The following is a 25723-nucleotide window of genomic DNA, read 5'->3' as shown; positions in this document are numbered from 1 at the left end:
TGATCCATTTATATTTACAAATATAAGCCTAATGATGCCTTTAAATGAAAGTTTTTACACTTTATGGTTTAATAAATGGCATAATTTTAGCTTGTAATTTACTGTTTGATATCACACATGATGAAACCTTTACTTGCGTTTTTGATGCTGCTGTTGCATTTTCCCACGAATCAGGCTTTTCAAGCCGATATTGTTGACGATTTATCTGCAAATTTCAGGGCAGGAAACTCAAAAGAAATCGCCAAAAATTTTGCTTCGTCTATAGAACTAATCATTATAGATCAGGAAGATGTATATAACAAAGCACAAGCCGAGCAGATCTTAAAAGATTTTTTTGTAAAGAACCCGCCTAACCGCACAACCGTTATCCATCGCTTAAGCAATAACCCCAATTACCGTTTGGGCATTCTTTCCCTAAACACCAAAAACGGCAAGTTTAGGGTTACCATTACCCTTAAAAAATCGGGTAATAATTTTTTAATCAGCGAGTTAAGGATAGAGCCGGATAAAGAATAGCATTTAACCCAAAAAATGCTAATTTTGTAACAAAAAAAGCCTTGGATAAACAATTAATTGATCTATTTATCAAAAATGCCATTGCCGAAGATGTTGGCGATGGAGATCATACCTCACTTTCTACCATACCAGCCGGAACACAAGGGAAGGCCAAGTTAATTGTTAAAGAAGACGGTGTTTTGGCCGGTGTTGAGCTTGCCCTCGGAATCTTCAGCCAAATCGATCCGGCATTGCAGGTAGAGCTCTTTTTAAAAGACGGCGACTCTGTTAAACAAGGTGATATCGCTTTTACTGTTGCCGGAAGTACCCATTCCATTTTGCTGGCCGAGCGCCTGGTACTCAACTGCATGCAGCGCATGAGTGGCATCGCCACCAAAACCAATCGCATCGTAAGTTTGCTTAAACCTTATAAAACCAAAATTCTGGATACACGCAAAACCACTCCAGGCATGCGCTATCTAGAAAAATGGGCAGTGAAGATAGGTGGCGGGGTAAACCATCGCATAGGTTTATATGATATGATCCTGATTAAAGACAACCATGTTGATTATGCAGGTGGAATTGCCAATGCAATTGAGGCGGCAAACAGCTATTTGGCAGCCCAAAATAAGCAGCTCGATATAGAAATAGAAGTGAGAAACCTAGCCGAGCTGAAACAGGTATTGGCTACAGGCAAAGTCAATCGCATTATGTTGGATAATTTTGAGCCAGCCTTACTTAAAGAGGCGGTTCAATTGATCAATGGCCGTTTTATTACTGAGGCATCGGGTGGTATTGTTGAAGACAATGTAGCCGAATATGCGGCTTGTGGCGTTGATTATATTTCGATGGGCGCGCTTACCCATTCGGTAAAAAGCCTTGATTTGAGTTTAAAAGCATTCTAAGACCAAATTCTGCCCACGTGAATCTGAATTTTTTAGTATAATTGTAGGTCATGATTTCGATCTATTCCATTTCCGCACTAATATTTGCCTACCTTCTGGGATCTATACCAACAGCAGTTTGGTTGGGCCAGGCTTTTTATGGCGTTGATGTGCGCGAATACGGAAGTGGCAATGCAGGTGCAACCAATACGTTTAGGGTTTTGGGCAAAAAGCCTGGTATTGCCGTTATGCTTATCGATATTTTTAAGGGCTATACAGCTACACAACTTGCCCATTTTATCGGACTATCCGTTACGGGGCCGCATAATTCTACCCAATTTGTAAACTATCAATTAGCCTTGGGCGTAATTGCCGTTATGGGCCATCTGTTCCCGATATTTGCAGGGTTTAGGGGCGGAAAGGGAGTAGCCACACTTTTTGGAATGGTTTTGGCTGTTAACTTTCAGGCGGCTATGCTTTGCGTTATTGTTTTTGTAGTGGTTTTATTGATCAGTAAATACGTTTCCCTTAGTTCTATCTGTGCAGGCTTTGCCTTTCCGATCGGGATAGTGTTTATATTTCACTCTTCAATTAAATCAGAAGTACTTTATGGAATTTGCGTGTGCATCCTTATTTTGGTTACGCATCAAAAAAATCTCGAAAGGCTACTCAAGGGCAAGGAATCAAAGGTTTACCTTTTCAAAAAGAAGCAAGCTTAAAAGCATCGCCGAACGAAACTATTATTGCCTTTAATTGTTAAGGGAAATGGTTAGGAACAAAAACTAAAAACTTTAAAAACTGATGGGCCCTTAGCCCAGATTATACTCATTATAGATGAAAAAATTAGCGATTTTGGGCTTAGCAGCAGGTATGTTGACGATAGCCGCCTGTACAACAGTTCCATTAACCGGCAGAAGCAGGTTGAGCATAGTAGATGATAGCCAGTTGCAGCAACAAGCGGCAATAGGTTATGCACAGCTATTGAGCGATCCAAGCACAAAAGTGGTTTCTTCCAACTCTGTCGAAACGCAGCGGATCAAGCGTATCGGAGCCAATATCGCGGCTGCGGTAACCAAATACATGAACGATAATGGTTTTGGCGACCAAATCAAAAATTACAAATGGGAATTTAACCTTATTCAAAGTGCCGAAATCAATGCTTGGTGTATGCCAGGTGGTAAGGTTGCGGTTTATACAGGCATTTTGCCCATCACCAAAGACGATGCAGGTTTGGCGACTGTTATGGGCCATGAAATTGCACATGCCATTGCCCAGCACTCTGCAGAGCGTGCCTCGCAGATGGTAGCAGCACAAGTTGGTGGACAAGCCGCTGGAGCGGTAGTTGGCAATAAATCGCAAACCACGCAGGCAATAGTTAACCAGTTATACGGCGTGGGTGCACAAGGCTTGTACATTTTGCCTAATTCGCGCAAGCAAGAACTGGAAGCAGATAAAATGGGGCTTTCGTTTATGGCCATGGCGGGCTACAATCCGCAAACTGCAGTTGCCTTTTGGCAAAGAATGGCAGCGGCCAGCAAAGGCGGAGCTAAGCCACCCGTATTTTTAAGTACGCACCCTACAGACGAAAGTCGCATTGCGCAGATCCAAAGAGATTTGCCAGAAGCAATGAAATATTATAAAGGCAAGTAGGCCTAATAAGGTAGAAGGTATAGGGTGTAAGGTTTAGGCTTTACACCTTTTTATTTATAAAAAAATAATATCTTTCGACATGATAAACCGTAAATTTTCGCTTTCTATTATTGCAATATTTGGCATATTGTTATTTTTGGCATGTGGACGAAATATCAAGAAAGTAGATCAAGCAACAATGGCAAAATTTGAAGATTTTAAAAACAAGGAAAAATTTCTGGAAGACCAAAAAACATATTATCCAGGCATTGGAAACCCGGCTCTAAGACCTGCTTTAACTGAAAAAATCAATCTTGCTGCGGATGATTTTAAAAATCTAGCACAAAAAGGTGATGCAAGCGATAAAGATTATCAAGATGCAATAAAGACTGGGTTAGGTAGGTTTTCAGCTATTTACAATGATCTTGATACAGAGGATAGAGAGCGGGTTTGCTCTTACTTTGAAGAATTAATGGATTTAGTAGGACTTGAAAGTTCTGGCGGACACTTAAATAATTTTATGTACGGCTTTAATCCGTCATAAGACCAGACACTAAGATGTAACTCAATTTGTTTTTTGAAAGCAGGGACAATTCCAACTACTAACAGCAGTCCCGCTATTCTTACAAGTCCTCGCCTCTCGGCTCCGGGCTTTTCATTCTATCGGGTTGAGGTGGCAAGGCTGGTGCTGCTATTTCTGGTTGCACAGGCCCAAGTTAAATAGCCCTGATTGGAGCGGCATCCTTTTTTGCCACTGAGGCCAAAAAGATATAGTGGAAAGCAGGCCTGACGTCAATCCTGGCTAAGGGCACTGAGCTTCATATTAATCAAAACCTACAAAATGTACAGCTCGTTCGTAGGCGCCAATCGCAATACGTCTTACCCAATACGCAGTACGCCATACGCAATACTCAACACGCTAATCTCCCAACACCTTCAAAATAGCAGAAGCTTTTAATAGGCACTCTTCGTATTCTTCGATGGCATTGGCGGCATAGGTAATGGCTCCGCCAACCTGAAAGGAGAGGTAACGGGTAGATTCATTGTATAAAATGCTCCTGATGATGACATTAAAGTCGAAATCGCCAGTAGGACTAATGCAACCAAAAGATCCCGAAAAAGCACCTCTTTTGCTTTTTTCATATTGATCGATCAGTTCCATCGCCTTAATTTTCGGTGCCCCCGTCATCGAACCCATCGGAAAGGTGTTTTTAATGGCATCTATCAAATGAATACTCGGGTCGAGTTCGCAACTGATGGTAGAGATCATTTGATGTACCTGAGGGAAGCTGTAAATGCCAAACAGCTCATCTACCTTTACCGTTCCCTTAACAGCGCTTTTGGTCAAATCGTTGCGCACCAGATCTACAATCATTACATTTTCTGCCTGCTCTTTGATGCTCGATTTTAAAGCAAGCTTTATCTGTTCATCTATAATTGGATCACTGCTTCTCTTGGCCGTTCCCTTAATGGGCTGCGAAATCAACCTGTTGCCTCTTTTGCACAAAAACCTTTCGGGTGTGGCCGATAGAATGTATTGGCCATGCATTTTAAAGAAACCCGAGAAAGGGGTAGGAGATATGGCGTTTAAGGATTCGTAAACCGCCAATGGATCGATAAAGGCGTTTTTGGCAAAGAACTCCTGGCAAAAGTTAACTTCATAAATATCGCCCCGCTTAATGTGCTCCTGTAGGTCTTCAACAGTTTTGATATAGGCTGCGCGATCAAATCGTTTTGCAATAGCGAGTTTGGGATTTGTTGCTGGGGTGATTTCAAGCTGCTCAATCTGCTGGATTAGGCTTTCATCGCCCTTAAGTACCGTGACCGAATTGCCTTGGATAGCCAGCAGGTATTTGGGTACAAAAAAGAACAGATCGGGGAAATGGAGCTCGTCTTGGTGTGCGCTGCTTAACTGCTCGATTTCATTTTTAAGCTCATAGCTGAATAAACCGAACATCCAATCTGGATGTGCTTCGTAAAATGAACGCAATTGCAAAAAGGCAGTGCCTACATCGGCCTTTAGCTGCTGTTCATGCACAGCTGCAATAAGGCAATCGTATTGCGCATAAGGATCGGTATAGTTGTTGGAATCTAAACAGCAACAAACTTCGAAAGAAGTGGCCCATTGCTTGGCCTTTTGTTTAAATAGGTTGATATCGCCCTTGTTCATTTTGGCCGTAAAGGTATTAAATGAGAAAGAAAATTGGGCAATTAGTTTGGGGTTTTATATCATGATGCAACCATAAACCGATTCTCGTCGTCTGTTTATTAAATACGATTGTTGGCAGTAATTTTTAAAGACATCTCAAATGAAATGGTTTTTTTGTTTTAATTTTTTCTTTATTAATATTCTTTGCTACGGGCAAAACAAAATTGATAATATTATTACGGATGAGTATGGGAGAGGGCATTTTAATGGCTCAGCTTTAGTAGTAAAAGACGGAAAAGTAATAAGTAAGATAAGTAAAGGATACGCAAATTTTCAATTTAAAGTTCCTATTGATTCCAACACTCGATTTCCAATTGCATCAATTACCAAATTGTTTACTACTATTGCGATCTTGCAACTCAATGAAAAATCGCTTATAAATTTTAATGACAAAATTTCAAATTACATTGATAGTCTACCACCAAATTGTAGGAATATTACGATTAATGATCTTTTAATTCATTATTCAGGTTTAGCGAACGAACCAGTAAAAGCATATAAATCAAAATACAACATTGATGAATTTATTAAGCTTTTTGTGTCCAAAAAGCAAACCGGCGATACAATAACATTTAACTATAATAATGTTGACTATGTTCTATTGTCGAAAGTTATTGAAAAAGTAACCAATAAAACTTATGTAGAAGCCATTCAAACTCAAATATTGGGGCCTGCAAAAATGATTAATACCGGCTTTGTAAATGATGATATTATTATTCCCCATTTGGCTTATGGCTATCACAATTATTCTTTTGGTAATGGAAAAAAGGGAGATACTTTATACAATGACCATAGATATTTATCCAATTATTTTGGGGCAGGTCAGATTTACTCAACTACTCAAGACTTATATAAACTATTAATCGCACTTAAAGGGAATAAATTGGTGTCGCAAACGACAAAAGATAATTATTTAACAAAAGTTCAAAAAATTATAAACCTTGATTGGATTGGAGGGGAGCCTACTTATGGCTTTTACTATAACGCCGAAACTTATAAATTTTCAACTTTAAGACGAGATGGAAGTATTAACGGATTTAATTCGAGTATTTTTATCGACCAGAACTTTAGTAGAATTGTAATTATTTTATGTAATACAGATATAGCAGACTTAGGCAAATTAAGTAAAAGAATATTTGCAATGATTTAATAAAGCTGCCACTAACTAGGCAAGACTGATGTAATTCCGTGAAATATTTATGCAAGATTCAATGGCAGTAATTCAATGGATTTTATTGCTAAAATTCTCCTTAAACAATACCTTGGCCGAACCATATCTTTGATTGATTTAGGGCATTTGCTTGCCTATTGCGGGTGTGTAAGGGCTTATTGTTGAGGGGTTTTGAATGTGGATTGCCAGCCTTTTAAAAATAATGATTAGGCTTGCAACCAATTGCTGCTGCCTTTCGTCTACCTATTAACTAACTTAAATTACCATTCCTAAATGAACTGATCCCATGAAACGAATCTTATCTATTTTAAGCCTTTTACTGTTTACGGTGCTATTGCATGCGCAAACCAATCAGCAAGCTACCAATCAAGCTAAAGTGCCTTATGGCGATAATAAAGCAGTAGGCAAATACGCCAAGATACGCGGCATAAATATGTATTACGAAACTTATGGCGAGGGCAAACCTTTATTGATCATCCATGGGAACAGTGGCTCTATTCGCGACTTTGAAAAACAGATCCCTTATTTCGCCAAAAAATACAAAGTGATTGTAGCCGATAGCCGCGATCATGGCAAAACGCTAGACACCCTAAATATGTTGGATTCGCTGAGCTATGAACAGATGAGCGACGATTATGATGCTTTGTTAACTCACCTCAAAATAGATTCGGCCTACGTGTTAGGCTGGAGCGATGGCGGGATCAATGGCTTATTGTTGGCCATGCGCCATCCTGAAAAGGTGAAAAAACTGGCGGTAACCGGCGCTAACTTATGGCCTGATACCAATAGTGTTGAACCTTATGTGCTTAAATATTTTGATGGCCTTAAAAAATACTACGACAAGCAAAAGCCTTCTATAGAGCGCACCGTTTTGTTGAGGCATTTTAACCTCTTGTTAACCCAGCCCAATATCAAGCCCGCTGCATTGGCGAAAATCAAAGCCCCAACCTTGGTAATGGCTGGCGATCATGATGTAATCAGGCCAGAGCATACCTTGCTGATTGCCAAATCTATTCCCAATTCCAACTTATGGATTTCGCCCAATTCGGGCCACGGATTTTTAGTGCTCAAAAGCGTAGATAAATTCAATACCGAAGTAGACGAATTTTTTCAAAGGCCGTTTAAAAAAATAGCCGGGCGCGATCTCTTCCAAAACTAAATAAGCTTGACAACAAGCCATCTTTGAATAAACCAAACCAACAAAAAAGCCCCGATAAATTATCGGGGCTTTCTTTTATATCGTATGATCTATTTTAAAGTTAAAGTCTGTGTTCTATCTGGTCCAACAGAAAGGAATTTGATAGGCACTTCCAGTTCTTTTTCTAGGAAAGCAATATAGGCATTCAACTGGCTTGGGATTTGATCCGTTGAGGTAATCTTGGTCAGATCTGTTTTCCAACCGTCAATTTCTTTTAAAACAGGTTTAGGTTGAATAGAAATAATATCATAAGGCATATAGTCGATGGTTTCGCCATTGTACTCGTAATGCGTGCAGGCATAGATCTTGTCAAAGCCATCCAATACATCTGCCTTCATCATAATCAATTCGGTAACGCCGTTCAGCATGATGGCGTATTTCAATGCTGGAAGATCGATCCAGCCACAACGACGAGCACGGCCTGTTGTAGCGCCAAACTCATGGCCAACCTGACGCAGGTTTTCACCTACTTCATTGTCAAGTTCGGTAGGGAAGGGACCTCCTCCTACACGGGTACAATAAGCTTTGAAAATACCATAAACATCGCCCACTTTATTAGGTGCAATACCTAAGCCGGTACAAGCGCCTGCAGTTGTGGTGTTTGATGAAGTTACAAAAGGATATGATCCAAAATCTACATCCAACAAAGTGCCTTGTGCACCTTCTGCCAATACTTTTTTGCCTTCTTTAAGGTAGCCGTTTACAAAGTGCTCGCTATCTACATGAGGAATGCTTTTGATAAATTCGATGGCTTCGAAGAAGGCTGCTTCTTTTTCAGCCAAATCATATTCAAACTCGTAGTGAGAAAGGATATCTTTATGTTTTTCTACCAGTTTGGCATAACGGGCGGCAAAGTCGGGCAGGGTAGTATCGCCTACGCGCAAACCATTGCGGCCGGTTTTATCCATATAGGTTGGACCAATTCCCTTAAGGGTTGATCCAATTTTGCCAGCGCCCATTTTTTGCTCGTTGGCAGCATCTAATAACTGGTGCGTAGGCAAAATCAAGTGTGCCTTGCGCGCCAATACCAATTTGCCGGCTGCAACTGGGTCGTGGCCTGCTTTTTTAAGATTGTCTAATTCTCTTTTTAAAATAATTGGATCGATTACTACCCCATTACCGATAAGGTTCATGGTTTTTTCATTGAAAATGCCTGATGGAATGGTGTTCAGTACAAATTTTTTACCATCGAACTCTAACGTGTGACCAGCATTTGGACCGCCTTGAAAACGGGCTATCAAATCATATTGTGGACTTAAAACATCAACAATTTTTCCCTTGCCCTCGTCGCCCCATTGCAGGCCTAGTAGTACGTCTACTTGCGTCATTATTTTAATTTAAGAATAAAAGATTATGGATTGGATAATTAGTTAGCGTGTTGTTTTTGTGAGTTGTTCGCTTTAATGGCAGCTGCTGCGCTACAGTCGAAACAAACTCCATAAAGATTTAAAGAATGGTGCTTGATGTCGAACTTTAATAAGTCGCCCACCATACTTTGAATTTGATGAATACGCGGATCGCAGAATTCAACCACCTTGCCACAGTCGATGCAGATCACGTGGTCATGCTGATGATAGCCATAAGACTTTTCGAACTGCGCCATGTTTTTGCCAAACTGATGCTTGGTTACCAAATCGCAGGAAACTAAAAGTTCTAAGGTATTGTAAACCGTAGCCCTACTTACGCGGTACTTTTGGTTTTTCATGTGAATGTAGAGCGTCTCCACATCGAAATGGTCATCTCTAGAATAAATTTCTTCTAAAATGGCAAAACGCTCAGGGGTTTTTCTCAAGTTTTTGTTTTCGAGGTAGGCTTCGAAGATTTTTCTCACCAACTCGTTGGTATTCTGTCCAGACATAGTTTTAAACTCCTCCCAAAGGTATAGAAATGATTACAGACATTAAAGTGTTTCACTGATTATTTTAAAGATGATTACACTATCGTTATATTCTAGCACTTAATTGTTTAAACGTTCAGATTGTTTAAGTGCCTCATTGTTTCAGTTGCTTAACTGAAAACTAACAACTGAAAACTGATAACTGACAACTAATAACTGACAATTGATAACTCCCTAGGCATCAAACCTCGTTACGCCGGTTACGCCTTTTACTTCCAACAAGTTCTTGATCAGGTTATCCAGGTGATCAGTATCGTTTACAAACACCATAATCGAGCCATCAAAAATGCCGTCATTGGTATCAACGGTAATCGAACGCATGTTTACTTTAAAATCTCCAGAAATTACTTTGGTGATGTTGTTGATCAAGCCCACGTCGTCAATTCCCACAATGTGGAGGCCAGTTAAGAAAGTCAGCTCTTTTTGGCCGTTCCATTTTGCCTTCACAATCCGGTAGCCATAATTGGCCATTAATTGGGCCGCATTAGGGCAGTTGGTGCGGTGTATCTTAATGCCTTCGTTAACCGTTACAAAACCGAATACGTCATCGCCAGGAATAGGGTTGCAACAGGCCGCCAGGGTATAGTCTATCTTTTGCAGGTCTTCGCCAATCAGTAAAATATCCGATTCCGGACCTTTTACCTTATTCAGCAATGCTTCTACCTGCCGGCCATCGGTTTTAAAATCGTTGCCCCTGTTTTCGATTTCCTTTTCGCTGGTTAAATATTCTCTGAGGTCTTTAAGCTCAATTTTGCCATTCGCTACTCCAATAAACAGGTCTTGGGTTGATTGCAGCTTAAAGAAATAAGTCAGCTTGTTTAAATTATCGGTGTTGTAGGTGATTTTTAACGATTTAAGCTTCCGTTCCAAGACCTCTTTGCCTGCTTCGGCAACTTTTCTCTTCTCCTCTTTTAGCGAAGACTTGATTTTAGACTTGGCTTTGGCGGTTACTACAATGTTGAGCCAATCTTCTTTAGGTACCTGTTTACCCGAGGTGATGATTTCTACCTGATCGCCATTTTGCAATTTATGCGATAGGGGAACCAGTTTGTGGTTTACTTTGGCACCAATACACTTCGCGCCTACATCTGTATGAATTTCAAAGGCAAAATCTAGCGCTGTTGCACCCAATGGCAATTGCAATAAAGCGCCTTTTGGCGTAAAGATGAAAATCTCGTCAGAGAATAAATTCATCTTGAAATCATCTAAGAAATCGAGGGCATTAGCTTCCGGATTGCTCAGCATTTCCCTCACTTTTTGGATCCATTGGTCTAAACCATTGTCATTGCTCGATTCTTTGTATTTCCAGTGCGCAGCAAAACCTTTCTCCGCAATTTCGTTCATGCGCTGCGTGCGGATCTGCACCTCAACCCATTGTCCTTTTGGACCCATCACGGTCGTGTGCAACGATTCGTAGCCGTTTCCTTTTGGCGAAGACACCCAGTCGCGCAAACGATCGGGGTTAGGCCTGTACAAATCGGTTACAATAGAGTAAGCTTTCCAACAATCGGCTTTTTCGCGTTCTGGCGGACTATCTAAAATAATTCGGATGGCAAAAAGGTCATAAACTTCCTCAAAAGGAATGTTTTTCTTTTTCATCTTGTTCCAAATGGAATGGATGGATTTCGGCCTGCCGTATACGTTAGCCACTAACCCTTGTTCGGCCAAAATTTCGTTGATCGGTTCTACGAAAGCCTTGATGAAGGAATTTCTTTCCGCCTTTTTTTCGTTCAGCTGAGTAGCGATAAACTTATAAGTATCTGGCTCCAAATATTTCATGGAAAGGTCTTCCAATTCCGATTTAATGGCATATAAACCTAATCGGTGGGCCAGTGGAGCATACAGGTAAATGGTTTCTGAAGCAATCTTCAGCTGTTTTTGCCTCGGCATAAAATCCATTGTACGCATGTTGTGCAAACGATCGGCTAGCTTAATGAGGATCACCCTTACGTCATCGGCCAGGGTAAGCAGCATTTTCCTGAAATTTTCTGCCTGCAGAGAGCTGTTATAGTCGAAAACGCCAGAAATTTTGGTCAAGCCATCAATAATCTTGGCGGTTTTTTTACCGAATTCGCGCTCAATGTCATCCAAGGTAATATCGGTATCCTCTACCACATCGTGCAACAAGGCACAAACAATAGAAGTAGTGCCCAGTCCAATTTCTTCGGCTGCAATTTGGGCTACGGCAATCGGATGGTAAATATAGGGCTCGCCAGATTTGCGACGCATGTCTTTATGGCTGTCGAGAGCCATTTCAAATGCCTTTCTGATCTCTTTCTTGTCTCCTTTTTGTAAAGTTGATTTCGAAGCTCGTAAAAGGGCGCGGTATCTTTTAAGGATTTCCTGTTTCTCTGCCTCTAAATCAATTACTAAAGTGTTCTTCATTTGTATTTTCTAGGTAAAATTATAGTATTTTCAGCTATAAAAGATTATATTCGATTATCGTTGAAACGAATATATAAAATTAGCTTTAACTTTGCTCAGGCATAAATTTATGAAATATTCACGTTTTTTTATTCTGTTTATTGTCATGTTTCTCGGCGTGTCTGCCCAGGCACAGGAAACAGGCGTGCCTCCAATTTGGCCTAAATTGGGTAAAAACGATACGATTCGTGTGGCAGCCACAAATGACAATGGCTATATGATCCCGTGGATAGGACTGAATGAAGTAGTAATTTATGGACAGCGCATTTGGAAGTCGGCAGCAGATCAGGCAGCCTATAACCGATTAAGATACAATGTGTTAAAGGTAATGCCTTATGCCCTGTTTGCCAAGAGGCGATACGAACAGCTGGAGCGAGATTTAGCTACAGTTTCTGACAAAAAAGAACAAAAAAGACTAGTTAAAGAATGTGATGCCGAAATCAAGCGCATGTTCAATACCGAAATAAAAGAGCTGACCATTACACAAGGACAGATCTTAACCAAATTGATTGATCGCGAGGTGGGACGTACCACTTTCGACATTGTAAAGCAAACTAAAGGTGGTTTTGCAGCGTTCTCTTATCAATTAATAGCAAGAGTAGTCGGCCATAATCTCAAAAGCACCTATGATCCCAATGTAGAAAGGGACATCGAGTCGATTATTGTCAGCTCCGGCTATTACCAAAATTAAATTCATGAATCCTGACCAAACCATATACCCATTTAAAGCAAAATTGTTAAGTGGGGCCGATAAAAAATTAGCAGATTACAAAGGAAAAGTACTATTGGTGATCAACACCGCCTCAGGTTGCGGCTTCACGCCACAGCTGAAAGAACTTCAGGAATTGAGAGAGGCTTATCAGGATAAAGGCTTCGAAATTTTAGGCTTTCCTTCTAATGATTTTGGTAAGCAGGAACCGCTAGACGGCAATGCCATCGGCGAATTTTGCGAGGTAAACTATGGCGTTCAATTTCCTATTTTCGAGAAGATCATGGTGAGGGGCGCACAGGCACATCCCTTGTTTAAATTCTTGAGCGATAAAAAACTGAATGGACACTTGAGTTCTACCCCCAAATGGAACTTTCATAAATACCTGATCAATAAGGAGGGCGAAGTAGTAGATTATTTCTATTCGTTTACCAAACCAAGCTCTTCAAAAGTGAAAAAGAAAATCCAACGTTTGCTAGATGAGAAGGCAGAGGGTGGAAGGGTATAGGCGGAAGATAGCGGTTTGTAAGGTGACAGGTTTTGGTGATCTGTTACTCATTCAAAATTCAATCATGCGCTCATTCAAAATTAATAATAGATGAAATTAGATATACTTGTTTTTGCTGTGCATCCCGATGATGCGGAATTAGGCTGTTCTGGAACAATTTTAAAACATATTGCCTTAGGAAAGAAAGTAGGGATCGTTGATTTTACCCGTGGAGAATTGGGTACGAGAGGCTCTGCCGAAATACGTGATGAAGAAGCGGCAGAATCTGCCAAAATACTAGGGCTTCATGCCAGAGAAAATCTGCGGTTTAAAGATGGTTTTTTTAAAAATGATGAGGCCCATCAATTAGAGGTGATCAAGATGGTGCGCAAGTACCAACCTGAAATCATCTTTACCAATGCTTTGCACGACCGCCACCCAGATCATGGCAGGGCAGGAGATTTGGCCAATGATGCCATATTTTTGGCAGGCTTGAGAAGGATCGAAACCGAACTGGAAGGAGCCAAGCAAGAGCCTTGGCGCCCGAGACTGGTATTGCAATACATTCAAGACAGGTATATTGAGCCAGATATTCTGGTGGATATTACCTCGGTGATGGAGCAGAAAATTGCTTCGATCAGGGCTTTTAAAACCCAATTTGATAGTCCGGATACGAGTGAGCCACAGACTTATATTTCTTCGCCAGAATTTTTGGAAGCCGTGATTTCCCGCGCCCGTGAATTTGGCAAGAGTATTGGTGCCACTTACGCCGAAGGCTTTACCTCAAGAAAGCTGTTGGGGGTAGATAATTTGTTTGATTTAAGATAAGGTTTAGCGCCTGTTAAATTTTTTTATTTTTGAATATTCTGGTGGCTGGGAGTACCTGCCGGTAACATCTCTAGAGGCGGGTGTCCCCACCGGCCTTAGCTATAAGTAAAATATTTATTGGGCCTCTTACTAATAGAAAATGTCCGATTCAATTTTTGAATCGGACATTTTCTGGTTTTGGCGGGTTAGTTTAATAACCTGGATTTTGGACTAATCCCTTATTGGCACTCATTTCACGGTCTGGAATTGGGAAAACCAATTTTGGACTGTTATAAGGAAAAGCTCCAATAGCACGCTTGGTTCGTTTGTAATCATGAAGTCTAAAGCCTTCATAAGCCAGTTCTTTGTCTCGCTCGGTTAAGATGAGATCCAAGGTAGGCACAATGTTGCCCAGTCCTGCTCTGCTTCTTAAAGCGTTAATATCGTCGGCTGGTGTAGCACCTATTGCAGTGCCCAGCCTGAAATTAGCTTCTGCACGGATCAGGTATTGCTCTGTAATTCTACATACTGGGATATTGTCGAAGAAATTATACCACTTTTTGGTAAAGAGACCTGCTTTAGCACCATTGCCTTCATAAATCATCTCTGTTCTGCGTTTGTCGGTAGTGCTGTACGAATTGTAAAAAGTGGTATTAACACTGGCATCCCCGCGCCCTACCTTTCCTCCTGTAGGGTTGAGGTAGCTCGAATAAAAGGTAGCTAATCCATCGTTTGAAGAGCCCGCATTGCTTTGGTCGTTTTGCTGGATTTCGAAAATACCTTCGTCAGAATTCTTAACCCTGAACGGAGTTTCTAATGAGGTGGTGATCAAGCTATAAGGGCTATTGGTAATGATGTCATTGGCCAAATCCCTAGCCAAATCATACTTGCCTTCTTGTAGATAAACCCTTGCCAAGAATGCCATCGCTGCGTATTTGTCATCTACGGCACTCAGTTTGGTAACGGCAGCTTTCAAATCGTTTTCTACGGCTGTATAAACCTGTGCAACTGTACTGCGTGGAATATTGCTAATTATATCATCGGTTGTTTTAATAGCCTTGGTCATGATAGGCACACCAAGATTAGCATTGGGCGTAGCTGGGTCATAAGGCAATCCCCATAATCTTACCAGTTCAAAATGCATAATGCCACGGATAAACAGCGCCTTGCCCTCTATCACGTTTTTGGTATTGGCATCGGTTACTACGTTTAAGGCACCAAGTACTGTATTGGCCACATTAATGGCTTTATAGGCAGAATTCCAGGTACGGCTTACATCGGCATTGGTGGCAATGATCGATTTATTGGAAATATCCCTATAGGTACTGAAAGAACCGGTCCAATTGAGATAGCCTTCATTGGCATATATATCTGGTACAAAAACAAGGTTATTTCCATATAAATCGCCGGTAGCTAATACAGTATAGGCACCTATGAGTGCGTTTTGTACATCAGCAGTGGTACTGAGCGCAACGTCAGACGAGATAGACTGCTTAGGCTGTATGTCTAGTTCCTTTTTGCAAGACGCGAAGCCTAATAGGAGCAGGCCTGCAATCAATAAGTTTTTATTATAGTGTTTCATAATTCAAGTTTTACATCAATTAAAATCCAACATTTAAACCAAAAGTAATGGTGCGTGCCTGTGGCGGGGTGTAAAAATCATGCCCAAGCTGTACGTTGCCTGCAAACGTGGTATTGATCTCTGGATCATAGCCGGTATAATGAGTGATGGTAAATGGATTTAAGGCAGAAACATATACCCTTACGCTCTGCATTTTGTATTTGTTTACAAAAACCTTAGGCACATTGTAGCCAAAAATGATGTTTTTTACCCTCAGGTATGAACCCGATTGTACATATCTTGAAGATGGCCTTGTACCATTCGAATCGCCAAAGCGAGGCTGCGGAATTGAGGTGATCTGTCCTGGAGTTTTCCAGTAGTCCATTTGGTCTAAGGTTTGGTTATCGAAATAATCGCCATTGGCCGATTGGAAACCGCCTGCTGCATTATACAAATCATTGCCATACACAAACTGGGTCTGGATATCAAGATCGAAATTTTTATAAGAGAACCTGTTGCCAAATCCGCCAAAAAATTTCGGATTCGGATTGCCTATCTTCTGGTCTTCGGCATCACTGTACTCATTGGTAGTAGTGGTACGACTGGCATCAACATAATAAAGTGCATCTCCATTTGATGGATCAACACCCGCATAGGCTTTGCCATAGAAATAGCCGAATGGTTCGCCCTCTGAAATCCTGCCAAGGTATCTTCCGCCAGGGAAGATCGGCTGGCCTGCCAATCGGGTGATTTTGTTTCGGTTAAACGAAATATTAAATGAGGTTGACCATTTGAATGCACCAATAAAGTTTTTGCTGTTTAGCGAGATCTCCAAGCCTTTGTTTTCCAAATCGCCAACGTTCTGGGTAATCGAAGTGAAACCATTGGTTGCCGGAATAGGCACATTTAGCAAAAGGTCGCTGGTTTTTTTCTTGTAAATCTCAAAAGAGCCACTCAAACGTTCAGAAAATAAACCAAAGTCTAGGGCAAAGTTAAGGTCTGAGGTGTTTTCCCAAGTTAGGTTAGGATCGCCCAACTGGTTAGGCAAGGTACCGGCTGTACCGGCATAATTTACGCCGCCGTATAAGGTACGCGAGGCAAAGTTCCCGATTTCGGCATTACCCGTTAAACCATAACTGGCCCTCAGTTTCAACATTGAAATCCATTTGGCATTTTTTAAGAAATCTTCTTCGTTCATGATCCAGCCCAAAGAACCGGCAGGAAAAGTTCCGTACCTGTTGTTGCTACCAAACCTAGAAGAACCATCTGTTCTGATCGAAGCCCCTACAAGGTATTTTTCCTTGTATTTGTAATTGGCCCTGGCCAGGTAGGATATAAAAGTATAACCAGTTTCGAATGAACTACCAGCCGATATTTTGGCTGCACTGGCTATTTTTTCAAAACGATCTGAAGGAAAGCCTGTTCCGGTAACTGTTCCGTACCTGAATTTGGTGTCTTGGAAAGTAAAACCAACCAAAGCATTTAAGCTATGGTCTTCATTAAATACTTTGTTGTAGCTTAAAGTATTGTTGGTGTTAAAATTGATCGATTTTGCCAAATAATTATAGCTATACCCTGCGGTACCTCCTCCATCTTGGGTTTTAGCGCCCAAGTACTGCTCTTCTTCCAGGTTATTGAAATCAAAACCGTATTCGCTTTTCAGCACCAGATCTGGCGTTATTTTTAAACTCGCATAAGCCGTAGCTAAGGTTCTGTAGGTAGTAGACAAATTGCTGCCATTAACCTGATCTATCAAACCGTTATAATATACGGTATTGCCATTTAGCTCGCCGGTAGCAGGATCGTAGATCGGCTGGATAGGCGGCAATGCATTCAATTGCAACGGATTGGAGAATAAGTTGTCATTCGATACCCTGTTGTTGTCGGTTTTCGAAATATTAATGCTTCCTCCCAAATCCAATATTTTAAAGGCGTTGTGCTCTATACTGGCCCTGCCACCCGTACGCACAAAGCGGTTGCCTATAATGATACCGTCATTATTGTTATAGTTACCCGATACCATAAAACGGGTTTTGGCATCGCCACCGCTTACATTGATATTGTACTGCTGGTTATGGCCACGCCTAAAAGCTGCGTTGGCCCAATCGGCATCAGCATTGTTATCCCAGTCATTTACGGCATTGTTATCAGCCCAGAATTCGGAGGCATTGGCATAACCAGCGTAGCCTACGTTTTTAAGTGCTTCTTCAAGCAATTGTCTATACTGTGATGCATTTAAGAATTTGCCTTTTTTGGTAGGATCGCTAAAGCCGGCAAAATAGTTCAAATCTATCTTGGTTTGTCCGGCCTTTCCTTTTTTGGTCGTAATGATGACCACACCATTCGAAGCCCTGGCCCCATAAATGGCCGAAGCATAAGCATCTTTTAGTACTTCCATCGACTCGATATCATCGGGATTGATGGCCGCTAATGGATTGTCTGGTTCGGTATAGCTACCCAGTGCATCAGTTACTACAGGTACGCCATCTATTACAAACAAGGGCTGATTGTTAGCTGAAATAGAGGAGATACCACGTACACGAATTTGCAGGGCCTGGCCTAATTTACCACTGCTCGAGTTCACAAAAACGCCTGGTGCATTTCCCTGCAAGGCACTTTCGATCGTAGTTAGGGGTTTGTCTTTGATATCGGCTACACCAAGTTTAGCAATAGACCCAATTACGTCTCTTCTGTTTTGTGTACCATAACCAACTACCACTACCTCGCTAAGGTCTGAAGCTTTTTCTCTTAGGCTTACATTTAAAGTATTAGCTGAGCCTAATGCCTCTTCCTGATCGCTAAAGCCGAGGTATTTAAATACAAGGATTTTTGTATTCGCATCTACTGAGATGCTGTAATTTCCGTTAACGTCTGTCTGAACGTTCTGGGAGCTGCCTTTTACCGATACGGTTACTCCAGGAATTGGATTTTTATCATTCTCGCTGGTTACCTTACCTGTAATGGTTCGATTTTGAGCTATGGCAATACTACTCAAACTGCAGAGGATTGCACATAACAACAGTAGTTTTCTTTTCATAAAGGTTTTTTTTAGTTGATGTTATAGGACAATTAAGTAATTCAATTTACGGAAAATAGGTGATAAAAATGTTACAATCCGTCGAATGAAAAGAAACTGAACAACAAAAAGGGGTAAAATCTGTTATCATTTTTAAACCCCTTTGTTATGTCTAATCTTTTTTCCTCTTTAAAAAATGCGTATCAACTCTTTAAATCCGTTGATTTTGACAAACTGAATGCCTTGTCAAAAAAGGTGAATTTGGCACAGATGCTAGATGCAGCTGGTAACCTGGATGATGAGCAATGGCAGGGTTTGATGAAACTCATGTCTTCAAAAGGCAAAAAAAAGTCCTTGCCAGCCATCGAAGGAGATTTTTATCATTTGGGAGATGAAGCGTTAAAAGATTCCGATAGAGCCTTGCAATTGGAAGTAAGGGCTTTTTTAGAAAAGGAAGTAAAACCTATCGTTAACCAGTATTGGTTAAAAGCCGAATTTCCATTTGAACTTATTCCAAGAATTGCTACGCTGAATATTTGTGGTTTAACCTATCAGGGCTATGGATGTGCAGGCAAGTCTAATGTAATGGAAGGTATTTTGGCAATGGAAATGGCCAGGATTGACACTTCAATCTCTACTTTCTTTGGCGTGCAGAGCGGTTTGAGCATGGGCTCTATCTATTTATTGGGTTCTGAAGCCCAAAAGCAGGAATGGTTGCCAGAAATGCAACAGTTTAAAAAGATTGGTGCATTTGGATTGACTGAACCCGAGGTAGGTTCCGGCACTGCAGGGGGCTTGGGGACCACGGCAAAAAGACAGGGCAACAAATGGATTTTAAATGGGCAAAAGAAATGGATCGGCAATGCCACATTCGCAGATGTAACGATAATTTGGGCAAAGGATCTCGACGATAACCAAGTCAAAGGATTTTTGGTGAGGAAGGGAACCAAAGGGTTTTCTGTAGCCAAAATAATGGATAAAATGGCTTTGCGTATCGTGCAGAACGGCCTTATTACCTTAGAAAACTGCGAGGTTGACGAAGCGGACCGTTTGCAAAACGCCAACTCGTTTAAAGATACAGCCAAAGTACTGCGGATGACAAGGGCAGGGGTAGCTTGGCAAGCGGTGGGCTGTGCCCGTGGAGCCTATGAAGCTGCGCTGGCCTATACCCAAAAACGGAAACAGTTTGGCAGGCCCATTGCTTCTTTTCAGCTTATCCAAAACCATTTGGTAGAAATGCTTTCTAACTTAACCGCCATGCAAACACTGTGTTTTCGTTTGTCGCAATTGCAAGATCAGGGTATGCTTACCGACGAACATGCTTCTTTGGCCAAAGTGTTTTGTTCGATGCGCACCCGCGATATTGTGAGCAGGGCGCGCGAGGTAATGGGGGGCAACGGAATTTTGTTGGAATATGATGTAGCCAGGTTCGTAGCCGATGCAGAAGCGATTTACTCTTACGAGGGTACCAAGGAAATCAATACGCTTATTGTAGGCAGGGCCATTACTGGTTTTTCTGCTTTTGTTTAATTATTTTTAACGTATGAATTTACGTTATCTCCTCTTGTTTAGCCTATTATTAATTGGCCTATCGGGCTTTGCCCAAAAAGAACTGATTCAAATTGTTCCAGAAAAACCGCAGATAGGGCAAAAACTGACCATTAGTTTTATGCCTAAAATGCCTGTGCTCAAAGACAAACCGATACTGGTATGGAGCTATAGCAATTTTTATGAAATGCCTACCGCTTTAACGTTGGCGCAAAATGGCGAACGCTGGGAAACTTCGTTCGTTATTCCAAGGTATGCCAAATACGCCTCTTTTTATATCAAACAGGGCGATAGCATTTACAGACCAGATGCCAAAAGCCACTACGATCTGATTTTTTATAAGGATGACAAGCCGGTATTTGATACCTACTTGTATAAATCGTATAGCCTAAGTGCGCAGATGGGAAAATCAGATTCGATAAAAATCAAGACCAATCAGTTGATTAGTAAGGAACTGGAGCTTTATCCTCAAAACTATGCCGCCAAATTAAGGCAGTTGGCTAATCGGATGGCTGATGACAAAATTAATGCCCAAAAATACCTTCAAAGTGCTTTGGCTATCATCGAGCAGAAATTAAATGAAAATCCAACGGATATGGGTAACGTTAATCAGGTGACCATGGGTTATTTAATCATGGGTGAAAATGCAAGGCTGGATACACTAAGGGAGCAATTGCTCAAAAAGTATCCGCGGTCTGAAGTAGCTTATGAGTTTTTATATGAAATCGCCTATAAAACCAAAGACGAGCGAGAAAAGGTAAAGAAACTAGAAACGTTGCTGTCTTACACAACCCAAGGCGAAAGCTCTAGTGTTTCGGGTATACACCAAAGCCTTTTTGAACACTATGCCAAAGCTGGGAACGAACAAAAAGCACTATTGCATGCACGTGGCGTAGCAGCCGTACAAAACCCTTGGTTGCCTAGGGAACTGAAAGAATTGGCAGTAACGCTAACCGAAAATAATCTGGCCTTGGATACGGCTAAAATGTATGCAGAAATGTCGCTTGGAAAAGTAAACGATTATCCTTTTGGGGTAATCAGGTATTTTCCAGAATATGGCTATATCCCAGGCTATGTAGCCAATAAGGAAACTCTGGTTGAGCAGCAAAAGGGAGAAATCCTATCAATTATCGGTAGCATTTATGTAAGGCAGCAAAAATATGATTTGGCCGAGCAAACCTTAAAAGAAGCCTTAAGCCTTTCAAAAAATATAGCGGTGTATCAGAACCTGGGTTATTTGTATGAGCAAACCGGACGTTCGAGACTGGCGTTTGATGCCTATCGCAAAATCTTGCTGCAGATGCCTGTTGATTCTGCCGTGCTCGCTAACTTTAAAAGAAATTACATCGCCTACAATGGCAGCACCACAGGCTTTGAAGCACAATTGAGTTCATTACAACGCGATTGGGAAAGCGAAAACCTGCCAAAGCTGCAAGCTACCAGGATAAACAAACCAGCGCCAGCTTTTGGCAATGTATACGATATGAAAGGAAAGCTGGTAGATCCTACACAATTAAAAGGCAAAACCATTGTCTTGGATTTTTGGGCCACTTGGTGTGTGCCTTGTATCGAAGGCTTTCCCTACATGCAAAAAGTATATGATCGATATAAAGACCAGAAAGATGTGGTATTTATGATCATGAATTCAGGTTCGAAAAACTCATTGCAAGACGCCATGAACTGGGCAAAGAATGCGTCCTTTACTTTTCCGATTTACTATAATGACCGTAAGCTGGCAGAAGCATTTAATGTAACTACTATTCCTTCAACTTTTGTTATCGATGCTGAAGGGAAAATCCAATATCGTACCGTAGGTTTCGAAGGTCCCATAATGGAATCCAAACTTGCCTTAGCCCTGAAAGATGTAATTGGCAAATAAAATTTGGTTTCTGCTTTGCAGTTAAAATTTCTTTAAAGGCACTTTTTTGTGCCGATTTTCGCGATTCTTAATGCCTTTTGATTCATAAAACGTTTTATGGTGCTGTTTTGACGAATATTAATCGCTTTTTTTAGCTTTTGGCAAACATTTGTGTGGAAGAGAAAACGGCGGTCACAATACAATTTGGCCTAAATATGCATTTTAAGCATATTTAACAAACGTTTGCGTTAAGTGTAGGTTTAACTTTATTTCCTTTTAATTGATTAAGGATGTTTTGTTTTACTCATTCGAAAATGTGCGCTTTGCAAAAAGTCATTCTCCGATTTGCATTCCCCAAAAAAATACAAATGCCTAGGCATTGTCAAAAAATCGAACATATCTTCCAGATTTCTTCACTAAGTACTTCAATGCCAATGCGGTAAAATAACCGCGGATTGATCGGCTAGAATGAAAGTATTTTAGCTTAAAGCGGTAAGATATTAACAAACGTTTGCGTAGTATCCAATGAATATAAAATTGTTTTTAATAAACAAATTGCAATATCAAATGAAAGTAAAATAACTGTTGGTTAATTATTAAATGACAGTAAGCGACACATTCATTTGATGAAGAACCACGAACCAACCAACAACCAACTTAAACTAAATCCGATATGAAGAGAAATCTACTTTCCCATTTTACATGCTTTTTTATTGTACAGCCCTTGCTTAGGCCAGTGTATAGTTTGCAACGCTTAAAATAGCGCCAACCCCTAAAAGGACTTCAGTTCTTTCCATTACGTACGATCCACTTATTAATAAAAAATAAAAATGACTAAAATTTTTACGTGCATTTGCTGTTTCTTTTTAGTAGCTGTTTTTGGACCGATGACCGTATATGCCAATTATACAAGTCATCACGTAGCCAAAGCTTATTTTGCTTTTCAGCAGGATACTTCCAAGAAAGCCAATGCTGCTACTTCGCAATCGGTCGATACCATTGGCCAAATGATCAAAAACCTACAAAAATTTAAAGCCAACCGCGATACGATCAATATCCGTTCGTCTGCCCCGGTTCCAAATTTGTCTTTGCAGCAGATTATTAAAGGAAGCTTGGCAGGTGTATATGTTCAGGAGCCCAATGGAGAGCCAGGAACGGAGCAGAGTATGATTGTTCAGGGCGCCTCGGGTTTGCTGTTCGCCAAAAAAGACATTTATGCCTTGCAACCCGCCGTTTATTTGAACGGGGTGCCTTTGGTTCAAGACAATCCCTTTGCTTTTGATATCCAAAAATATGATTACAACAGGGTAGGCCCGGCAACTAACCTGCTATCTCAGGTTAATATAGATAACATCCAATCAATTGTTGTAGTGAAAGACCCTTACGAATTGGCCAAGTTGGGTCCAAATGCGGCCAATGGCGCCATTTATATTACAACCAAAAACGCAAAGGCTGGGGTGAGAGACATTAGCTTTAACTCTTATTTTGGTTATGTAGCCGCGCCAAGTGTAAATACGGTAAACGGGGTTTATGAAAATAATTTTCGCAAGCCTTTTTACCAGAAATATGCCAATGCTTCAAATTATGCAAGCTATGCCTCTTATTTAAGGGATTCGACAAACACCGCTTATTATGGTCCTTCTAACTGGAATGATTTGTACTATCAAAGTACGCCAACCTTCTCGGCGGATTTAGGAATTACCGGTGGTAGCGAACGTGCCAATTTCAGATTCTTTGGTTCGGGAACTAAAAACGCTGGTAATGCCGATGACACTAATATCAACAGGTATAACTTGTTTTTTGGTATCAACATGGCTCCTTTTGAATGGCTTACCGTATCGAGCACGATAAATACAGCTCGCTTGGATAGAAACAGGAACAAAAGTTTAAGAGATCGTTTTGCAGAAACTAGGTATATTCCTGATTTGAGTAGCCCGCTTTCTCCAAATGCCTCTATTTATTCGGGCTATTTGGACGAAAGTGCCCGCAATGTTGATGATAACCGCTCTAACATTTTAAATGGAAACCTGACGCTGAGCGCGAAAGTAAATAAGATCGTAATTACTTCGAGCCTCGGATTCGATTACAACGAAGGGATCCGAGATTACTTTACTCCGTCTACCTTAATGGATGGCGTGAGTTATGTGTCTAACTACTTTGGTTACAGCCAGCGTTTGTTGCTAAACAACTATGCTACTTATCAATACGAGGTTAATGCCCAACATAGCATCGATTTCGAAATAGGCCAAAGTTTTCAGGGCGATACTTATAAATACAATTATGCCAGGGCTTACAATGGACCTAACGACTATGTGAAATTGAACATTGTTGAAGGCAATGCTGGCGATGATGACTATTTAAATACTTTGGCGAGAGATGGTTTTTATGTATTCAGGTATATCGATAAAGAAAGAAACAATTTGTTTTCTCTTTATGCTTCGGCAAAGTACAAGTATAAAAACCTGCTTACCTTGAGTGCATTGTTAAGGAGAGACGGTTCTTCTAACGGTCAGCCAGACAGCAGGTGGGTAACTACGCCCGCCTTTAATGCCCAATGGAATTTAAAGGAACAGTTTTTTAAAGACAAAACCTTCTTTGACAATTTGCATTTGAGTGCAGGTTGGGGTCGTACGCTTAGGATTTTCCAAGACGACCGTTTTGCTGCTGGACCACAGTACCGTTCGGAAAATGGATGGTTTGAAGAACCTACCATTCCTGGCTACGGTGGCCGTTTGGGTATCAACAGGCCCTATGACAGCGGTTTTATCGGTTATAACATTAGCCTTCCTTATGCCGATAGAACCAACTTAACTATCGATGCTACTGCACTGAAAGGAAGATTGAATGCCGCGATTACGCTTTATAACCGTAACGATAAAAATCAGGTTATCGGTTTGCCGGTGCCGCTTGAAAACGGATACACTGCCAATTACCAATCGGGCATGGACATTAATAATAAAGGTGTAGAGCTTTTATTGAACGGCGTAATTATCGATCAGCCAAAATCTTTCAGCTGGAGTACGGGATTAAATTTTAATTATAACAAAAATGAGCTTGCTGCATTGCCAAACGGCGTAAAGGAACTCATTTACAATACCGATAACAAATTGGTGGTGGGCAAGCCTGTAGGCAGTTTCTGGCTGTATACTAACAATGGCATTTACAACACCAATGCCGAAGTGCCAACAGGAATGACTTTTAACGGCATTCCAATGAAAGCCGGCGACCCGAAATGGGTTGATTACAATGGCGATAACAGGATAGACAACAAAGACAAAGTTTTAACAGGCGATAGGTTGCCAAAATTTGTTGGTGGCTGGAACAATACCCTGAGCTATAAAAACTTCGACCTTAATTTCAATTTCATCTTTGCCTTAGGCCAAAAATCAATTAACCAATTCGAGGCCACCCGTTATGGTTTCGTGAACCGCGAAGCTGGCAACGACATCAATTCGGTTAAGGAAGTTTCTTCATGGCAAACCTTTGACAACGAAAAAACCTATCCGATCTATAACCCATGGAGCGATGTGGATGCTTACCGTACCGATCAGGATTTGTTCTTAGAAAACTCGTCGTATCTGAAACTCAGATCGGTAACGCTTGGCTACGATTTTAGCAAAACTTCACTTTTCAACAGGAGTTCGGGCAAAGGCATAAGAAGGGCTTACCTCTATGCTACGGCAATGAATTTATTTACCATCACAAAGTTTACCGGTGTCGATCCAGAGCTGATCAACTATAACGGCTTTTATGATGGAGCTAATTTAACGATCCCAAGAACATTTGTACTGGGCTTAAAACTGGATTTATAAAAATATTATAGCGATACG

Annotated in this window: 19 protein-coding genes; 13 read left to right on the top strand and 6 right to left on the bottom strand. The window is 41.0% G+C overall.

Annotated elements, in window-relative coordinates; translation table 11 throughout:
- Positions 1 to 117 precede the first annotated feature (117 nt).
- The 5 genes from AC570H_RS11425 (at position 118) to AC570H_RS11405 (ending at position 3552) form a co-directional block, all read left to right on the top strand.
- Complete coding sequence (locus AC570H_RS11425; RefSeq protein WP_497354812.1) at positions 118 to 516, top strand: DUF4783 domain-containing protein; 399 nt, start codon at positions 118 to 120, stop codon at positions 514 to 516.
- A 41-nt stretch (positions 517 to 557) separates the two neighbouring features.
- Positions 558 to 1400 carry a carboxylating nicotinate-nucleotide diphosphorylase gene (gene nadC / locus AC570H_RS11420; protein WP_497354810.1) on the top strand — a complete coding sequence of 281 codons (843 nt, stop codon included), beginning with the start codon at positions 558 to 560 and terminating at the stop codon, positions 1398 to 1400.
- Positions 1401 to 1450: 50 nt separating this feature from the next.
- Positions 1451 to 2098, top strand: a complete 648-nt coding sequence (plsY, locus tag AC570H_RS11415; RefSeq protein WP_497354808.1) for a glycerol-3-phosphate 1-O-acyltransferase PlsY — start codon at positions 1451 to 1453, stop codon at positions 2096 to 2098.
- A 115-nt stretch (positions 2099 to 2213) separates the two neighbouring features.
- Entirely contained in the window at positions 2214 to 3029 is an 816-nt protein-coding gene (locus tag AC570H_RS11410; protein ID WP_497354806.1) for a M48 family metallopeptidase, read from the top strand.
- A 79-nt stretch (positions 3030 to 3108) separates the two neighbouring features.
- The gene (locus AC570H_RS11405) at positions 3109 to 3552 is read left to right on the top strand and encodes a DUF4844 domain-containing protein (protein ID WP_497354804.1); all 444 of its coding nucleotides are present in this window, start codon (positions 3109 to 3111) and stop codon (positions 3550 to 3552) included.
- 375 nt (positions 3553 to 3927) lie between these two features.
- On the opposite strand, the gene AC570H_RS11400 is transcribed toward AC570H_RS11405, so the two are convergent.
- A complete protein-coding gene (locus AC570H_RS11400; protein ID WP_497354802.1) occupies positions 3928 to 5178 on the bottom strand; it encodes an anthranilate synthase component I family protein in 1251 nt (416 codons plus the stop codon).
- A 139-nt stretch (positions 5179 to 5317) separates the two neighbouring features.
- Between AC570H_RS11400 and AC570H_RS11395 the strand changes: the two genes are divergently transcribed.
- Both AC570H_RS11395 and AC570H_RS11390 read left to right on the top strand, forming a co-directional pair.
- Positions 5318 to 6367 (top strand): serine hydrolase domain-containing protein, encoded by a 1050-nt coding sequence (locus AC570H_RS11395; protein ID WP_497354800.1) that lies wholly within the window; start codon positions 5318 to 5320, stop codon positions 6365 to 6367.
- 307 nt (positions 6368 to 6674) lie between these two features.
- The gene (locus AC570H_RS11390; protein ID WP_497354798.1) at positions 6675 to 7547 is read left to right on the top strand and encodes an alpha/beta fold hydrolase; all 873 of its coding nucleotides are present in this window, start codon (positions 6675 to 6677) and stop codon (positions 7545 to 7547) included.
- An 89-nt stretch (positions 7548 to 7636) separates the two neighbouring features.
- Here AC570H_RS11390 and AC570H_RS11385 read toward each other — a convergent pair whose 3' ends face one another.
- The 3 genes from AC570H_RS11385 to AC570H_RS11375 form a co-directional block, all read right to left on the bottom strand.
- A complete protein-coding gene (locus tag AC570H_RS11385; RefSeq protein WP_497354796.1) occupies positions 7637 to 8914 on the bottom strand; it encodes an adenylosuccinate synthase in 1278 nt (425 codons plus the stop codon).
- A gap of 38 nt (positions 8915 to 8952) precedes the next feature.
- Positions 8953 to 9444 carry a Fur family transcriptional regulator gene (locus AC570H_RS11380; protein ID WP_497354794.1) on the bottom strand — a complete coding sequence of 164 codons (492 nt, stop codon included), beginning with the start codon at positions 9442 to 9444 and terminating at the stop codon, positions 8953 to 8955.
- Between the two features lie 213 nt (positions 9445 to 9657).
- Positions 9658 to 11868 (bottom strand): RelA/SpoT family protein, encoded by a 2211-nt coding sequence (locus AC570H_RS11375; RefSeq protein WP_497354792.1) that lies wholly within the window; start codon positions 11866 to 11868, stop codon positions 9658 to 9660.
- Positions 11869 to 11977: 109 nt separating this feature from the next.
- Here AC570H_RS11375 and AC570H_RS11370 point away from each other — a divergent pair, with 109 nt between their 5' ends.
- From AC570H_RS11370 to bshB1, 3 genes are all read left to right on the top strand, one after another.
- The gene (locus AC570H_RS11370; protein ID WP_497354790.1) at positions 11978 to 12598 is read left to right on the top strand and encodes a DUF4294 domain-containing protein; all 621 of its coding nucleotides are present in this window, start codon (positions 11978 to 11980) and stop codon (positions 12596 to 12598) included.
- 4 nt (positions 12599 to 12602) lie between these two features.
- Positions 12603 to 13124 (top strand): glutathione peroxidase, encoded by a 522-nt coding sequence (locus AC570H_RS11365; protein ID WP_497354788.1) that lies wholly within the window; start codon positions 12603 to 12605, stop codon positions 13122 to 13124.
- A gap of 90 nt (positions 13125 to 13214) precedes the next feature.
- Positions 13215 to 13931 (top strand): bacillithiol biosynthesis deacetylase BshB1, encoded by a 717-nt coding sequence (gene bshB1 / locus AC570H_RS11360; protein WP_497354786.1) that lies wholly within the window; start codon positions 13215 to 13217, stop codon positions 13929 to 13931.
- A 190-nt stretch (positions 13932 to 14121) separates the two neighbouring features.
- Here the strand turns inward: bshB1 and AC570H_RS11355 are convergent, their stop codons facing one another.
- Together AC570H_RS11355 and AC570H_RS11350 are read right to left on the bottom strand one after the other, a co-directional pair.
- Positions 14122 to 15492: a RagB/SusD family nutrient uptake outer membrane protein gene (locus AC570H_RS11355; RefSeq protein WP_497354784.1), complete on the bottom strand. Its 1371-nt coding sequence runs from the start codon at positions 15490 to 15492 to the stop codon at positions 14122 to 14124.
- 19 nt (positions 15493 to 15511) lie between these two features.
- Positions 15512 to 18508, bottom strand: a complete 2997-nt coding sequence (locus tag AC570H_RS11350) for a SusC/RagA family TonB-linked outer membrane protein (protein WP_497354782.1) — start codon at positions 18506 to 18508, stop codon at positions 15512 to 15514.
- Between the two features lie 147 nt (positions 18509 to 18655).
- On the opposite strand from AC570H_RS11350, the gene AC570H_RS11345 reads away from it, so the two are divergent.
- The 3 genes from AC570H_RS11345 to AC570H_RS11335 all read left to right on the top strand — a co-directional run bounded on the left by AC570H_RS11345 (position 18656) and on the right by AC570H_RS11335 (position 25705).
- Positions 18656 to 20017 (top strand): acyl-CoA dehydrogenase family protein, encoded by a 1362-nt coding sequence (locus AC570H_RS11345; protein WP_497354780.1) that lies wholly within the window; start codon positions 18656 to 18658, stop codon positions 20015 to 20017.
- Positions 20018 to 20030: 13 nt separating this feature from the next.
- Positions 20031 to 21914, top strand: coding sequence for a redoxin family protein (locus tag AC570H_RS11340; protein WP_497354778.1), 1884 nt, complete (start codon positions 20031 to 20033; stop codon positions 21912 to 21914).
- An 809-nt stretch (positions 21915 to 22723) separates the two neighbouring features.
- Positions 22724 to 25705, top strand: a complete 2982-nt coding sequence (locus AC570H_RS11335; protein WP_497354776.1) for a SusC/RagA family TonB-linked outer membrane protein — start codon at positions 22724 to 22726, stop codon at positions 25703 to 25705.
- Positions 25706 to 25723 lie beyond the last annotated feature (18 nt).

It is taken from the genome of Pedobacter sp. B4419 (assembly GCF_059693725.1).
Note: the sequence above shows the minus strand (reverse complement) of the source record. Positions and strands in the feature narration are given on the sequence as shown.

Bases quoted from the DNA above. Each gene is read 5' to 3' on its own strand.
- AC570H_RS11425 (WP_497354812.1), top strand. From the start codon at position 118: ATGATGAAACCTTTACTTGCGTTTTTGATGCTGCTGTTGCATTTTCCC.
- plsY (WP_497354808.1), top strand. From the start codon at position 1,451: ATGATTTCGATCTATTCCATTTCCGCACTAATATTTGCCTACCTTCTG.
- AC570H_RS11410 (WP_497354806.1), top strand. From the start codon at position 2,214: ATGAAAAAATTAGCGATTTTGGGCTTAGCAGCAGGTATGTTGACGATA.
- AC570H_RS11405 (WP_497354804.1), top strand. From the start codon at position 3,109: ATGATAAACCGTAAATTTTCGCTTTCTATTATTGCAATATTTGGCATA.
- AC570H_RS11400 (WP_497354802.1), bottom strand. From the start codon at position 5,178: ATGAACAAGGGCGATATCAACCTATTTAAACAAAAGGCCAAGCAATGG.
- AC570H_RS11395 (WP_497354800.1), top strand. From the start codon at position 5,318: ATGAAATGGTTTTTTTGTTTTAATTTTTTCTTTATTAATATTCTTTGC.
- AC570H_RS11390 (WP_497354798.1), top strand. From the start codon at position 6,675: ATGAAACGAATCTTATCTATTTTAAGCCTTTTACTGTTTACGGTGCTA.
- AC570H_RS11385 (WP_497354796.1), bottom strand. From the start codon at position 8,914: ATGACGCAAGTAGACGTACTACTAGGCCTGCAATGGGGCGACGAGGGC.
- AC570H_RS11380 (WP_497354794.1), bottom strand. From the start codon at position 9,444: ATGTCTGGACAGAATACCAACGAGTTGGTGAGAAAAATCTTCGAAGCC.
- AC570H_RS11375 (WP_497354792.1), bottom strand. From the start codon at position 11,868: ATGAAGAACACTTTAGTAATTGATTTAGAGGCAGAGAAACAGGAAATC.
- AC570H_RS11370 (WP_497354790.1), top strand. From the start codon at position 11,978: ATGAAATATTCACGTTTTTTTATTCTGTTTATTGTCATGTTTCTCGGC.
- AC570H_RS11365 (WP_497354788.1), top strand. From the start codon at position 12,603: ATGAATCCTGACCAAACCATATACCCATTTAAAGCAAAATTGTTAAGT.
- bshB1 (WP_497354786.1), top strand. From the start codon at position 13,215: ATGAAATTAGATATACTTGTTTTTGCTGTGCATCCCGATGATGCGGAA.
- AC570H_RS11355 (WP_497354784.1), bottom strand. From the start codon at position 15,492: ATGAAACACTATAATAAAAACTTATTGATTGCAGGCCTGCTCCTATTA.
- AC570H_RS11350 (WP_497354782.1), bottom strand. From the start codon at position 18,508: ATGAAAAGAAAACTACTGTTGTTATGTGCAATCCTCTGCAGTTTGAGT.
- AC570H_RS11345 (WP_497354780.1), top strand. From the start codon at position 18,656: ATGTCTAATCTTTTTTCCTCTTTAAAAAATGCGTATCAACTCTTTAAA.
- AC570H_RS11340 (WP_497354778.1), top strand. From the start codon at position 20,031: ATGAATTTACGTTATCTCCTCTTGTTTAGCCTATTATTAATTGGCCTA.
- AC570H_RS11335 (WP_497354776.1), top strand. From the start codon at position 22,724: ATGACTAAAATTTTTACGTGCATTTGCTGTTTCTTTTTAGTAGCTGTT.